This window comes from Neobacillus cucumis (assembly GCF_023715505.1).
Genome location: NZ_JAMBOH010000005.1, coordinates 184,346 through 199,305, shown reverse-complemented (window position 1 = coordinate 199,305; position 14,960 = coordinate 184,346). Strand labels below are relative to the sequence as shown.

The window sequence follows — 14,960 nt, the reverse complement described above, 5'->3', positions numbered from 1 at the left end:
GATTTTTACTTTTAGAATTGTCTAGCTCCAGCGCCTAGCCCCTCGAGGTCATAAGCCAATCCGTCCAAAAGGTTAAAAAGCAACCTTTCGGCCGGCTTGTCTTATGCTTGTCGGGGCTGACCAAGGCGCTTCCGCTTTTCTTATTATTTCTTTAATTTTAAAACCATTTCCTCATCTGGAGTCACATAAACCGTTTGTTGATTATCATAAATGACGAATCCAGGCTTTGCTCCACTCGGTTTTTTCACATGACGGACTTTTGTGTAGTCGACAGGCACAGAACCGGAATCACGAGCTTTACTATAATAGGCCGCTAAATTTGCAGCTTCAAGAATCGTTTCATCTGAAGGATCCTTACTGCGGATAACTACGTGTGACCCTGGAATATCCTTTGTATGAAGCCAAATTTCATCACGCGCTGCGAGTTTATTAGTTAGGTAATCGTTTTGTTTATTATTTTTCCCTACAATGATTTCTGTTCCATCAGACGCAACAAAATGATCCAGTACCGGCTTGCTATTCTGAAGTTTTTTCCCGTTCCTTTTTTGCCGTTCACGGATATATCCGCCCTCAACTAGTTCCTCTCGGATTTCTTGAAGATCTTTAGGAGAGGCTGTTTGGACCTGTTGGAGCAAATTATCAAAATAGGCTGCTTCCTCTCGGGCCTTGTCAATCTGCTCAACCACTATCGAGATGGAATTTTTCGCTTTTTGATATTTGGAAAAATACTTTTGGGCATTTTCAGATGGTGTCTTTCTAGGGTCGAGTGGAATAACAAGCATTCCACTGTTTTCATCATAATAATTAAGAACCTCGATTTCTTTCATCCCTTTTTTTGCCGCATATAGATTTGCAGTTAACAACTCTCCGTAAAGTTGAAACTTGTCTGCTTTCTCTGCATCTTCCAATGTACGTTGGAGTTTGTCAATTTTCTTCTCATTCTTTTCCTTTTCATTGGTGATAAATCTCTCAATATCATTTCCCTGCTGTTTCACACGGTCACGTTCTGCTTTGCCGAAATAAAATCGGTCGAGCATTTCACTAAGGGTTGAAAAAGTTTTTACTTCTCCTTTTATATGTTCAAGCGGGAATAAATAAAATAATTCTTTTCCATTGGAATTCATGATAGAGGGAGCAATATCACCAGAGCTTATTTTTTTCATTAGTCTTACAAATGTTGCTGGCACTGTTGAACGATTGGCTAACCCGCTCTCAAAGATAACTTCCTTTGCCAAAAGCGGTGAAATACCTCCGAAGTGTTCAACGAGCTGGCGGTCCAGTTTACCACCCATAAAATCTATCTTTTTTAACACATCCTCTTCAACAGCAGTAAATGGATTGACCTTATGTTGTTCTGGCGGGTTAATATAAGGCTGGCCAGGGAGAATGGCTCTATGGCTGTTTACAGCAAAAGAAACGTGCTTAATGCTATCGAGAATGATATTGCGTGTCTTATCAACTAAAACAATATTGCTATGGCGTCCCATAATTTCGATAATTAATTGTTTGTAGCTGATATCACCAATTTCATTTCGGCCTTTAATTTCAAACACAATGATCCGGTCATTATCAACCTGATACAAATCCTCTAATATATGTCCTTCAATATGCTTTCTAAGCAGCATACAGAACATTGGCGGTTCACTTGGATTATCGTAGGCTTCATTGGTGAATTGGACCCTTGCATAGCTTGGGTGAGCTGATAATAATAATTTTTTATTGACTCCGTTTGCGCGAATCGTCAGAATTACTTCATTTTTATAAGGCTGATGGACTTTGTTAATCCGTCCTCCCTTGAGGGAACGAACCAATTCATCAACCATTGCTTTTGTAAATAAACCATCAAATGACATGGAAAACATCCTTTTCTAGAAGCTATGTTTCAATTATATCCTATCTGGCTAAAATCTGTCTTAATTTACCCATCAATCACATTTTCATCTAGCATTTTTTTGGACGACCCTGAATAAGCTTTCCTTAGAGCAAGTCTATAAAAGGGGGAAGTGAGATGGTCGGATGAAATTCCATGAAATGAAGCTAGATCAAGTAGAAAAGGCTCTAGAAACCGACTTTTCTTCTGGATTATCACAGGAAGAAGTAAAGAAAAGAGTAAAACAGCACGGATTAAATGAATTAGAAGAGGGAGAAAAGCAATCGGCTTTACTCTTATTTTTCAGCCAATTTAAAGATTTTATGGTATTAGTGCTGTTAGCTGCAACCTTGATTTCAGGCTTGCTGGGCGAGTATATCGATGCCATTGCGATTATTGCGATTGTCATTATTAACGGATGTCTGGGCTTCTACCAGGAACGGAGGGCGGAAAGATCACTCCAGGCTTTAAAAGAGTTATCGGCCCCACAGGTATCCGTACTACGTGATGGACAATGGATTAAGATTCCATCAAAAGAAATTGTCATTGGCGATATCATCAAGTTTGCAAGCGGAGATCGAATTGGTGCAGATGTCCGAATTATTGAATCAAAGAGCTTAGAAATTGAAGAATCAGCGCTGACGGGTGAGTCAGTTCCCGTTGCTAAACATATCGAACCATTAAGCAACCCAAATCCAGGCATCGGTGATATGGAAAATATCGCTTTTATGGGGACGATGATTACGAGGGGAAGCGGGTTAGGTGTTGTCATCGCAACTGGTATGAAAACAGCGATGGGCCAGATTGCTGATTTACTGCAAAATGCTGAGTCCCAGGATACACCACTGCAGCGGCGTCTAGAGCAGCTTGGCAAAATATTAATTACCGTGGCTTTGTTACTAACGGTTTTAGTAGTAATTGTCGGAGTATTACAGGGACATGAATTATATGAGATGTTCTTGGCAGGTGTCTCATTAGCGGTCGCAGCGATACCAGAAGGGCTTCCGGCAATTGTGACCGTCGCTTTATCATTAGGTGTTCAAAAAATGATTAAGAAAAATGCCATCGTCAGGAAACTTCCGGCTGTTGAAACGCTGGGGTGTGCGTCGGTGATTTGTTCGGACAAAACTGGAACAATGACGCAAAATAAAATGACCGTTACCCATTTGTGGAGCGGTGGGAACACGTGGACGGTCGACGGCGTCGGCTACCAGCCACAAGGGAATTTTTATCGAGATGAACAAAATGTCCATCCTAGGGATGAGAAGTCGTTACAGCAAATGCTAATCTTTGGTATGTTGTGCAACCATTCAGAACTGGCCGTGAAAGATGACGATTATATCCTTGACGGAGATCCAACTGAAGGGGCATTGCTGGTTAGTGCGATGAAAGCTGGCTTTGACCGGACCAAACTATTAGAAGATTTTACAATCGTTAATGAATTCCCGTTTGACTCCACCAGGAAAATGATGAGTATTCACGTCAAAGACAAACAGGAACGGCACTTTATTGTCACCAAGGGTGCACCGGATGTCGTGCTAGGGATCTGTGAGTCGATATTATGGGATGAGAGAACACAATACTTAAGTAAGGAAACGCAAAGCAAGGTACAGGATGCAATTAATGGACTTGCTTCACAGGCATTAAGAACCATTGCGATAGCTTATAAGCCAATTCCGGCCGGTACCATCATCTTAAGTGACCATGAGGCAGAAAAAAAATTAACCTTCATTGGCGTCCAAGGCATGATTGATCCGCCAAGACCTGAAGTTAGAGCAGCTGTAAAAGAATGTAAAGAGGCCGGCATAAAAACAGTAATGATTACAGGCGACCACGTGATTACTGCCAAAGCAATTGCATCTCAACTTGGGATTTTGACTAAGAAGAGTAAAGTGCTCGAAGGAAAAACACTAGCTGAAATGTCTGTAGAAGAACTTGAAGACGTTGTGGAAGATGTCTCGGTGTTTGCGAGGGTGTCTCCGGAACATAAGTTAAAAATCGTTAAAGCACTGCAGAATAGAGGACATATTGTTGCCATGACAGGTGATGGAGTCAATGATGCTCCTGCTATTAAGGCTGCTGATATCGGTGTTGCTATGGGGATCACAGGTACTGATGTTGCAAAAGAAGCTTCTGCACTAGTATTATTGGATGATAATTTTGCTACCATTAAAGTAGCTATTAAGGAAGGAAGAAATATTTACGAAAATATTCGTAAATTTGTCCGCTACTTACTTGCTTCTAATGTCGGTGAGATTTTAGTCATGCTATTTGCGATGCTATTGGCATTGCCGCTGCCACTTGTACCAATTCAGATCCTTTGGGTGAACTTAGTAACTGACGGTCTGCCAGCGATGGCATTGGGACTGGATCAACCCGAGGAAAATGTAATGAAACGTGGTCCACGCAGTCCTAATGAGGGGGTATTCTCGCGCGGTCTTGGCTGGAAAGTTGTCTCGCGTGGATTCCTAATCGGGCTAGTTACACTTTTGGCGTTCATGATTGTGTATCATAATGATCCAAGTCAACTGCCATACGCACAGACCGTTGCATTCGCAACGCTTGTTATGGCTCAGCTGATCCATGTTTTTGACTGCCGCAGTGAAAGATCAGTCCTTTCAAGAAACCCGTTTGGGAATCAATATCTAGTCTGGGCGGTCATTTCATCTTTATTATTAATGCTAGTAGCTATTTATTATCCGCCTTTACAGCCAATTTTTCACACACTTCCTATTGCAGCAAAAGATTGGCTGTTAATTTTAGGATTATCATCTGTACCAACTTTTTTACTAGCAGGATCATTTTTGTTAAGAAAAACAAAATAAAGTATGATATAATCCAAAAGGTGATAGAACTCATTCTATTACCTTTTGTTATTTTAAAAAAATGGCTGTGTAAATCCTATTGTTGATTTTATTATAACGATGTTGATTGGAGCGGAAGGCGAGCGTCTGGAACGGAAATCAACATCCTAGTTTAACAGCCTGAAAAATAAAGAGCCGATCATTATCTAAGATTGGATGTGTACGTGATGGTTATTAGTATGACAGGCTTTGGCAGAGGCAAAACAGAGTCAGCGGCATTTTCGGTGAATGTCGAAATAAAAACTGTAAACCACCGATTTTCTGAAATGAATATCCGCATGCCACGACAACTTTTAAAAATAGAAGATAAACTCAAAAAGATCTTAAGCCAGCATATTCGCCGCGGACGGGTGGAAGTGTATGTGAGTGTTGATGGTGAAGGGATTGTTTCAAGGAAGATACAGGTGGATTGGAAGCTGATTGAAGAATATTTTGTGTTTATTAATGAAGCCAAAAGTAAATACGGAATTGAAGGGGACATCACCCTTCAAGATTTGCTCAATCGAACCGAACTTTTACATATTGAAGAAAGTGAAGCGGGTAATGAAGAAATCGAAAAGCTTGTCCTTACAGCCACTGAGGAGGCTGTGCTGCTGTTAAAGCAAATGCGGATAGCAGAAGGGGATGAATTAAAAAAAGATTTACTTGCGATCACTGCTCAAATTGAAACAAATGTAACAGAGCTTCAGAAATTTGCTCCTCTGGTTGTTCAAGCCTTTAAGGAGCGTTTGACCAAGAGAATGCAAGAGTTTGTTAATGGACAATTAGATGAAACGAGAATTTTAACAGAAGTAGCAGTTTTTGCTGATAAAGCCGATATTAATGAAGAAATTACTCGGCTAAGAAGCCATATTCAGCAATTCTTGCAAACTTTAAATGAGTACGAGCCAATTGGCAGGAAGTTGGACTTTCTTGTCCAGGAAATGAACAGAGAGGCCAATACCATCGGCTCAAAAGCAAATGATTCTAATATTGCTAAAAAAGTCGTTGAGATCAAAAGTTTACTTGAAAAGCTGAAGGAACAGGTTCAGAATATCGAATAGATTTGTTTAGAAACTGTTTAACACGGTCAAAATATATTATTAATGATTGGATGAGTAACCATGTCGATTAAATTAATCAATATTGGATTTGGTAATATCGTTTCTGCCAATCGCATTATTTCCATTGTCAGCCCGGAATCTGCGCCAATTAAACGAATAATTCAAGATGCCAGGGATCGGGGATCGTTAATTGACGCTACTTATGGCAGACGGACACGTGCTGTTATTGTAATGGATAGTGACCATGTCATTCTATCAGCTGTACAGCCGGAGACGGTTGCCAATCGCTTAACTGACCGTGATGATATTATTGATGAAGGGTAGGATTTTCATAATATGCAGGAAAAAGGGTTGCTGATTGTTTTGTCTGGACCATCCGGTGTTGGGAAAGGAACAGTCCGAAAAGAGATTTTTTCACATCCAGATACCGATTTTGAATATTCCATTTCGATGACCACCCGTCTTCCACGTGAAGGGGAAGTCAACGGTGTAGATTATTTCTTTAAAACACGTGAGGAATTTGAACAGTTAATTGAGCAAGGTAAGTTATTGGAGTATGCCGAATTTGTTGGCAACTATTATGGAACGCCTGTAGATTATGTTCGTCAAACATTAGATGCTGGAAAAGATGTTTTCTTAGAAATCGAAGTGAAGGGTGCCCGTCAGGTACGCGAGAAGTTTCCAGAGGGATTATTTATTTTCCTTATGCCGCCAAGTTTAACTGAACTCAAGAACAGAATTGTTACGAGAGGAACCGAGACCGAGGATATCATTCAAAATCGGATGTTAACTGCACGTGAGGAAATCGAAATGATGGAATTATATGATTATGTAGTGGAAAATGATCAGGTGGAGCTCGCCTGCAAACGTGTCAAAGCCATTGTAACGGCAGAGCACTGCCGTAGAGAAAGAGTCGAATATCGCTATAAAAAACTGCTGGAGGTTGAATAATATGTTATATCCGTCTATTGACTCCTTATTAGAAAAAATCGATTCGAAATATTCACTTGTATCTGTTGCTGCTAAGCGCGCCCGCGTCATGTCTCAGGTAAAAGATGAAAGACTTCCTAAATATGTTTCTTATAAATATGTAGGAAAAGCATTAGAAGAAATTTATAGTGGTGAACTAACCTATCGGATTTCAAAAAAGGCAGAATCCGCTACTGATTAATGACACGGCCCAAAGTCACAATATAAAATGAAAGAAGGTCTGACAAAAGGGAAATCACCTGTATGTCAGCCTTTTTATTTTGCTTTAAGCATATTGCGTGATTTTTCATGTGGAAATAGATGAAAAAAAGAATTTTTTCTAGCATAATAAAAGTAAAAAGTAAAAAGTAATGGACAAGAGTGGGGGCTAAAAAAATGAGTAAGGAACAGAACATCCTATTATGTGTCACAGGAGGAATCGCTGTTTATAAAGCTGCAGCGCTTACTAGTAAGCTTGTACAAGCAGGGTTTAACGTTAAAGTCATCTTAAGTGAATCAGCGGAAAAATTTGTTACCTCCTTAACCTTTCAGGCCTTATCGCGAAATGATGTGTATATCGACACATTTGATGAGAAAAATCCGCATGTGATTGCACATATTGATTTAGCAGATTGGGCTGATTTAATTCTGGTTGCCCCTGCTACCGCTAATACAATTGGCAAATTGGCCTGTGGAATCGCCGATAATATGATTACCACCACATTGCTTGCAGCCACGACACCTGTGTGGATTGCCCCTGCCATGAATGTACATATGTATGACCACCCAGCTGTAAAAAAGAACCTTGCGGTATTAGCAGAGTTTGGCTGTCAATTTATTGAGCCTAGTGAAGGATACCTTGCCTGCGGTTATGTTGGAAAAGGCCGCCTTGAAGAACCCGAAAAAATTGTCATGTTAATTCAAAACTATTTTAATCACCTAGAAAATAAAAAATTAAAGGGAAAAACCGTTATTATTACGGCTGGGCCTACCCGTGAAAAAATAGATCCAGTTCGATTTATTTCCAATCATTCATCTGGCAAAATGGGGTACGCATTAGCGGAAGAGTCAGTTAAACAAGGAGCCCGAGTCATATTGGTTTCAGGTCCTGTTTCACTATCCGCTCCTCAAGGGGTAGAACTTGTAAAGGTTGAAAGTGCAGAGGATATGTATCAAGCAGTCTTGAAATACTTCGACACAGCGGATGTGGTTATAAAGACCGCGGCGGTGGCCGATTATCGTCCGAAGGTTACTTTTGACCATAAGGTGAAAAAGCAGGCAGGCGACACAAACATTGAGTTGGAAAGAACAAATGATATCCTTTTTGAACTAGGAAAGCGAAAAGCAAATCAGCTTCTAGTTGGTTTTGCAGCAGAGACGGATCATCTTGAAGAATATGCGAAAAAAAAATTACTCAATAAAAATGCAGATATGATTGTCGCGAACAATGTAAAGACGGAAGGTGCTGGCTTTGGCACCGATACTAACATTGTCACTCTATTTAAACGGTACGGGGAGGTCATCCGCTTGCCGCTGATGTCAAAAAACGAAGTCGCCGTTAAAATTATTGAAGAAATTACTTCACTATTGAAGGATATGAAAACACATGGAAATAGCTAGTGTAATAGTCGATGTACCGACAAAACAAACGGACCGGGCTTTCGATTATTTAATTCCTGAACAGTGGAGGGGCACCATTCAGCCAGGGATGAGGGTCATTGTCCCGTTTGGCCCTAGACATATCCAGGGCTTTGTGGTGGGGTTAAAAACAGAATCAGAAGTGACTAAGCTCAGAGAGATTATTGAGCCGATGGATTTAAAGCCGGTCTTGAATCAGGAGTTATTAGAACTTGGTAACTGGTTAACTGAAAATACGCTTTGTTTTAAAATTTTTGCCTTTCAGGTAATGCTGCCGGCAGCATTAAAAGCAAAATATGAAAAAAAAGTAAGGCTTGCAAACAGGAGGGCTGCCATTGAATTACCCTCAAAGTTGCAGGCTTTCTTTGAGAATGATGGTGAACTCGACTGGGAAGAAGCATTAAAATTGGGGATTGGTCCTATGTTGCAGCGTGAGGCTGCAAACGGCCATTTAGAAGTCGTATATGTTGTAAAAGAACGTGTAAGGAAAAAACACCGGAAGTTTGTTCGGCCAACTGTCAGCCAGTACGAATTAGAAGAAGCACTCCAATCCATCCCGGCCAAGGCAGAAAAGCAACGGCAAGTTTTGCAGTATTTTCTGAGGCATTATGATGAAGTGGAATTAAAAACCCTGATTGATGAGCTAAAAACTTCAGGGTCGACGATAAAAGCCCTTGTAGAAAAAAGATTATTGATAGAGTTTGATAAAGAAGTATATAGAGATCCCTTTGAACATCGAAAATTTGAGCGAACTAAGCCGCTGCCGTTAACAGATGCGCAAGCGCAGGCGATTGGGCCGATTCTTCAATCAATTGATAAGGGCCTTCATGAGGTGTTTTTGCTTTATGGTGTTACGGGGAGCGGCAAAACTGAAATCTACTTACAGTCCATTCAGGAAGTCATCGAAAAAGGTCAAGAAGCGATTGTTCTCGTACCGGAAATTGCACTCACTCCACAAATGGTCCATCGCTTTAAAGGAAGATTTGGTGATTTAGTAGCCGTTTTACACAGCGGTTTATCGGCAGGGGAAAAATATGATGAATGGCGCAAGATCCAGCGTAAGGAAGTAAAAGTTGTGGTCGGTGCTCGGTCAGCTATTTTTGCACCCTTTGAGAACATTGGCATCATTATTATTGATGAAGAGCACGAAACCAGTTATAAGCAGGAAGAGATGCCGCGTTATCACGCCAGAGATGTTGCGATTGAAAGAGCTAAGACATATAACTGTCCAGTTGTGCTTGGAAGTGCTACCCCTTCGCTTGAGTCCTTTGCAAGAGCACAAAAGAAGGTATATCAGCTTTTATCTTTACCTAACCGAATGAACAATCAGGACCTTCCTGCTGTCGAAATTATTGATATGCGTGAAGAACTTCGTGACGGTAATCGTTCCATGTTCTCCCGGAAGCTTTTCGAATTGCTACAGGATCGGCTCGAAAAAAAACAGCAAACGGTTTTATTTTTAAATAAGCGGGGACATTCCTCATTTGTGATGTGCAGAGATTGCGGTTATGTGGTAAACTGTCCAAATTGCGATATTTCCCTTACCTATCACCGTGTGAACGAACAGATGAAATGTCATTATTGCGGCTATGAGAGCAATGTGCCGAAGAATTGTCCTGAATGTAATAGTGAATACATCCGTTATTTTGGCACCGGAACACAAAAAGTGGAGGAAGAATTAGGGAAGATTCTCCCGGAGGCAAGGGTCATTCGAATGGATGTTGATACGACGGGAAGAAAAGGGGCACATGAAAGGCTTCTCAGTGAGTTTAAAGATGGAAAAGCCGATATTTTACTAGGGACTCAAATGATTGCAAAAGGCCTGGATTTTCCAAACATCACCTTAGTTGGCGTCCTTTCAGCAGATACGATGCTCCATTTACCGGATTTCCGAGCTTCAGAAAAAACGTTTCAATTATTAACACAAGTCAGCGGACGAGCCGGAAGACATCAACTGCCAGGTGAGGTCGTTATTCAAACTTATACACCGGAGCACTATAGTATTGAGCTTGCCGGGCGTCAAGACTTTGATTTATTTTATCAGCGGGAAATGTTAATTCGCAAGCTGCATCATTATCCCCCATTCTATTACTTAGCCCTAATTACAGTGAGTCATGAAAACCTGATCAACGTCGTATCGGCAACCGAGAAAATGGTCAACTACATTCGTTCACAAGTTTCAGATAAAGCTGTTGTTTTGGGACCAGCAGCCTCATCCATCCCTAGGATAAATAATAGATATCGCTATCAATGTTTGATAAAATACAAGCGGGAACCGAACCTTACTCAAACCCTTAAAACGATTCTTGATCAATATCAGAAGGATACGAAAAGCGGTCTTCAGGTTTCTATCGATGTAAATCCTGTAATTTTAATGTAGGCTTAACTTAAATTACATTTGGAAAAAGGTTATGTTTTTCGTTTTTGGGTGAAAATGATAAGAAAAGCAGAGGCGCCTTGACTAGGGGCGACAGGCATAAGACGAGCAGGCGAGAAAGTTGCATTTTACTTTCTTGACGTATTGGCCGTAGACCTCTGAGCCCCTAAGCGTTGCAGCTAAACAAACTAGAAAAGCGGAAGCGCCTTTGACGCTGCTTAAGGAAATTTCTCAAAGATTATTAATATAAAATATACAGCTAAAAGCTTGGGCATATTGGAGGAACAAAATTGGCAATTAGAAAAATAGTGATTCACCCTGCTGAAATACTAGAAAAAGCTTGCAAAGCAGTAGTGAGTTTTGATAAGAAATTAGCACGTATCTTAGATGATATGTATGATACGATGATTGAATTTGATGGGGTTGGACTTGCTGCCCCGCAAATTGGACTGGATGCCAGGATAGCGATTGTGGATATAGAGGATGAACACGGCACGATTGAAATGATTAACCCGCGCGTTATCGAAACATCTGGAGAACAAACGGACCCGGAAGGCTGTCTCAGCTTTCCCGGACTATATGGCGAGGTTACACGACCTAATTATGTGAAGATTCGAGCTTTTGACCGAAAAGGAAGAGAGTATACGTTTGAGGCCGAAGGTTTCTTAGCCAGAGCTGTTCAACATGAGATTGACCATCTCGACGGTATTCTATTTACCACAAAAGTTTCAAGATATCTTGAGGATGAAGAGTTAAAAGGAGTAGAAAGTGAATGACCAAAATAGTTTTTATGGGTACCCCAGATTTTTCAGTGCCTGTTTTACAGCAAATCATTAAAGATGGTTATGAGGTGATAGGAGTAGTAACTCAGCCTGACCGGCCTGTCGGGAGAAAGAAAGTGTTAACTGCTCCCCCTGTAAAAGTTGAAGCGGTCAAACACGGTATCCCGGTCTACCAACCAGAAAAGATTCGCCAAGAAGGGGAGCTCGCCAAAATTTTAGCATTAAAGCCAGATTTAATTATAACAGCTGCTTTTGGGCAAATTTTACCTAAGAAACTGTTAGATGCTCCAAAATTCGGCTGCATTAATGTTCATGCTTCCTTGTTACCTGAACTTCGCGGCGGTGCGCCAATCCATTATGCGATTATGCAAGGGAAAAAGAAGACTGGCGTCACCATTATGTATATGGTCGAGAAATTGGATGCTGGTGATATCTTAACGAGTGTAGAAGTACCAATTAGCGATGATGATAATGTTGGGACTCTTTTTAAAAAGTTAAGTAAAGCTGGGGCTGACCTGTTATCGGAAACCCTGCCTCTTTTATTGGCAGGTCGTCTTACCCCTAAGCCCCAAAACGAGGCAGAAGCGACATTTGCCACCAACATTAAACGCGAACAGGAAAAGATTGATTGGGAAAAAGCGGGAGAGGAAATTTATAACCATATCCGCGGGTTAAACCCATGGCCAGTTGCGTTTACGACCATGGATGGTCAGGTTTTAAAGATTTGGCAGTCCGAAAAAGTTGCTGGTTTAAGGGGTGATCCCGGGACAATTTTAAAAATAGAATCAGATGGCTTCACGGTTGGAACTGGAAATGAAACAGCAATTAAAATTATTGAACTACAGCCTTCAGGTAAAACAAAAATGCAAAGTGAACAATTTTTAAGAGGTGCTGGTTCAAAAATTACATTGGGCAGTAAGCTAGGAGAATAAAATGACCTCTACGAAAAAAAATGTACGTGCAATCGCAATGGATCTTTTAGTGACCATTGAAAAAAACCAATCCTATAGCAATTTACTTCTTAACAGCACCATTGAAAAAAACCAATTATCCGCAGTAGATATTGGATTACTAACAGAACTAACGTATGGAACATTGCAAAGACGAATGGCCCTAGACTTCTACTTACATCCTTTCATCAAAGACAATAAAAAATTAGCCAATTGGATCCATCATTTACTTAGAGTAACTCTCTATCAAATGGTTTATCTCGATCGAATACCAGATCGGGCTGCTATTTTTGAAGCCGTAGAAATTGCCAAAGAACGCGGGCATAAAGGGATTGCCAGTTTGGTGAATGGCGTGCTAAGAAATATCCAGCGGCAGGGGCTCCCATCCTTAAATGATGTGGCCGACCCAATTGAAAGATTAGCACTTGAAACCAGCCACCCGGTATGGCTTGTTACAAGATGGGTTAACCAATTTGGGTATGATAAAACGAAAGAAATGTGTGAAATTAATTTAACTGCACCAATGCAAACGGCGAGAGTCAATCTTACCAAAATTTCTAGAGATGAGTGTGTCTCCCTATTAGAAGAGGATGGATTTCAAATTGAGAAAAGTCCTATTATCCCAGAAGCAATCAGGTCATTAAAAGGGAATCTAGCTTCGACGATATCCTTTAATTATGGAATGTTCACCATCCAAGACGAAAGTTCAATGCTGGCTGCCTATGCATTGGGTGCAATGGAAGATGAATATATTCTCGATGCATGTGCAGCGCCGGGCGGGAAAAGTACCCATATTGCTGAAAAAATGAAAAATACGGGTGAAGTGATATCGGTTGACCTTCATCAGCACAAAGTAAGATTTATCAATGATAATGCCAAGCGATTAGGGTTATCAAATATCATTACAAGTGTTGCAGATTCTAGACATTTACAGGAAAAGTTCAAGTTTGAATCATTCGACCGAATACTTCTCGATGCGCCTTGTTCTGGACTTGGGGTAATGAGAAGAAAGCCTGACATGAAATATACCAAAACTGAACAAGACATAGAACGTTTAAGCAGTATTCAGCAAGACCTATTAGAGTCGGTTACCCCGCTCCTAAAAAAAGGCGGTATTCTTGTCTATAGTACTTGTACAGTAGATAAAGCAGAAAATGAACAGACAGTTAAGACGTTTTTAGAGAATCATCCGGAGTTCGAGGGTGATACCACTTTTAAAAACAGGATGCCTGAAGCAATTCAACCATTAATTACAGGTTTTGACTTGCAAATTTTTCCACAGGATATTGGCTCCGATGGTTTTTATATTGCTGTTTTAAGAAAATCGTAAGCGCCTGGGCGCTCGAGCTAGACAATAGAAAGAAGGTGTAACAGTTGGAACAATTAAATACAACTGAGACAAAAACAACAATGGACATTAAGAAAAAATCAATTTACTCCCTTCAGCTGGAAGAATTAAAAAACTGGTTATCAGAGAATGGTGAAAAGTCATTCCGTGCCGAGCAAATTTTCGATTGGCTCTATAAAAAAAGAATCACCTCTTTTGAGGATATGAACAATTTATCAAAGGGCCTGCGGGAAAAGCTTGATGAACATTTTCAGATTACTACATTGAATACGATTATCCAGCAAACTTCTACAGATGGGACCATTAAATTCTTATTTGAGCTTCATGATGGCTACTCAATTGAAACGGTGCTTATGAGACATGATTATGGGAATTCGGTTTGCGTCACGACACAGGTAGGCTGCCGAATCGGCTGTACTTTTTGTGCCTCGACTCTCGGTGGGTTAAAAAGACATCTTGAAGCAGGAGAAATTGTTGCTCAAGTTGTCAAGGTACAACAAGCCTTGGATGAAACTGAGGAGCGGGTAGACTCTGTGGTCATCATGGGGATTGGCGAGCCGTTTGATAATTACGACAACATGTTAGCCTTTTTAAAAATTATCAATCACGATAAAGCATTGAATATTGGAGCACGCCATATTACGGTTTCGACCAGTGGAATCGTTCCAAAAATCTATCAATTTGCAGATGAAAATACGCAAATTAATTTTGCCATTTCACTGCATGCACCAAATACTGAACTTCGTTCTAGATTAATGCCAATTAATAAGGCATATAATCTTGATGACTTAATGAAAGCAGTACGGTATTATATCGATAAGACAGGTCGACGTATTAGTTTTGAATACGGCCTTTTTGGTGGTGTAAATGATTCAACAGAACATGCTGAAGAATTAGCAGCCCTCTTAAAAGGGCTAAAATGTCACGTAAATTTAATTCCTGTTAACTATGTACCAGAAAGGGATTATGTTCGTACACCAAGGGATAAAATATTTGCTTTTGAAAAAACATTGAAAAACTTAGGTGTTAATGTAACTATCCGCCGGGAGCAGGGGTCAGATATTGCTGCAGCATGTGGACAACTTCGTGCAAAGGAGCGGAAGGAAGAGACGAGGTGAA

At 40.5% G+C, this 14,960-nt stretch carries 12 protein-coding genes; 11 read left to right on the top strand and 1 reads right to left on the bottom strand.

The genetic code is table 11. The features are described from left to right. Positions 1–143 precede the first annotated feature (143 nt). Positions 144–1,853, bottom strand: a complete 1,710-nt coding sequence (locus M3226_RS09970; protein WP_251564881.1) for an Rqc2 family fibronectin-binding protein — start codon at positions 1,851–1,853, stop codon at positions 144–146. 163 nt (positions 1,854–2,016) lie between these two features. Between M3226_RS09970 and M3226_RS09965 the strand changes: the two genes are divergently transcribed. The 11 genes from M3226_RS09965 (at position 2,017) to rlmN (ending at position 14,959) form a co-directional block, all read left to right on the top strand. Further along, positions 2,017–4,695, top strand: a complete 2,679-nt coding sequence (locus M3226_RS09965; RefSeq protein WP_251564879.1) for a calcium-translocating P-type ATPase, SERCA-type — start codon at positions 2,017–2,019, stop codon at positions 4,693–4,695. Positions 4,696–4,901: 206 nt separating this feature from the next. After that, complete coding sequence (locus M3226_RS09960; RefSeq protein ID WP_251564877.1) at positions 4,902–5,777, top strand: YicC/YloC family endoribonuclease; 876 nt, start codon at positions 4,902–4,904, stop codon at positions 5,775–5,777. Positions 5,778–5,837: 60 nt separating this feature from the next. Beyond that, positions 5,838–6,101, top strand: coding sequence for an extracellular matrix/biofilm regulator RemA (gene remA, locus M3226_RS09955; RefSeq protein WP_098528797.1), 264 nt, complete (start codon positions 5,838–5,840; stop codon positions 6,099–6,101). A gap of 12 nt (positions 6,102–6,113) precedes the next feature. Beyond that, positions 6,114–6,728 (top strand): guanylate kinase, encoded by a 615-nt coding sequence (gene gmk / locus M3226_RS09950; RefSeq protein WP_251564875.1) that lies wholly within the window; start codon positions 6,114–6,116, stop codon positions 6,726–6,728. A gap of 1 nt (position 6,729) precedes the next feature. Further along, positions 6,730–6,948 carry a DNA-directed RNA polymerase subunit omega gene (gene rpoZ, locus M3226_RS09945; protein ID WP_098528793.1) on the top strand — a complete coding sequence of 73 codons (219 nt, stop codon included), beginning with the start codon at positions 6,730–6,732 and terminating at the stop codon, positions 6,946–6,948. A 194-nt stretch (positions 6,949–7,142) separates the two neighbouring features. After that, positions 7,143–8,366 carry a bifunctional phosphopantothenoylcysteine decarboxylase/phosphopantothenate--cysteine ligase CoaBC gene (gene coaBC, locus M3226_RS09940; RefSeq protein WP_251564873.1) on the top strand — a complete coding sequence of 408 codons (1,224 nt, stop codon included), beginning with the start codon at positions 7,143–7,145 and terminating at the stop codon, positions 8,364–8,366. Next, positions 8,353–10,764, top strand: a complete 2,412-nt coding sequence (gene priA / locus M3226_RS09935; protein WP_251564871.1) for a primosomal protein N' — start codon at positions 8,353–8,355, stop codon at positions 10,762–10,764. Before coaBC ends, priA begins: the two co-directional genes overlap by 14 nt. 287 nt (positions 10,765–11,051) lie before the next feature. Beyond that, entirely contained in the window at positions 11,052–11,537 is a 486-nt protein-coding gene (def, locus tag M3226_RS09930) for a peptide deformylase (protein WP_251564869.1), read from the top strand. Beyond that, entirely contained in the window at positions 11,534–12,475 is a 942-nt protein-coding gene (fmt, locus tag M3226_RS09925) for a methionyl-tRNA formyltransferase (RefSeq protein WP_251564867.1), read from the top strand. Before def ends, fmt begins: the two co-directional genes overlap by 4 nt. 1 nt (position 12,476) lies before the next feature. Next, positions 12,477–13,823, top strand: coding sequence for a 16S rRNA (cytosine(967)-C(5))-methyltransferase RsmB (rsmB, locus tag M3226_RS09920; protein WP_251564865.1), 1,347 nt, complete (start codon positions 12,477–12,479; stop codon positions 13,821–13,823). A 44-nt stretch (positions 13,824–13,867) separates the two neighbouring features. Further along, positions 13,868–14,959, top strand: a complete 1,092-nt coding sequence (rlmN, locus tag M3226_RS09915; RefSeq protein WP_251564863.1) for a 23S rRNA (adenine(2503)-C(2))-methyltransferase RlmN — start codon at positions 13,868–13,870, stop codon at positions 14,957–14,959. Position 14,960: the final 1 nt, after the last annotated feature.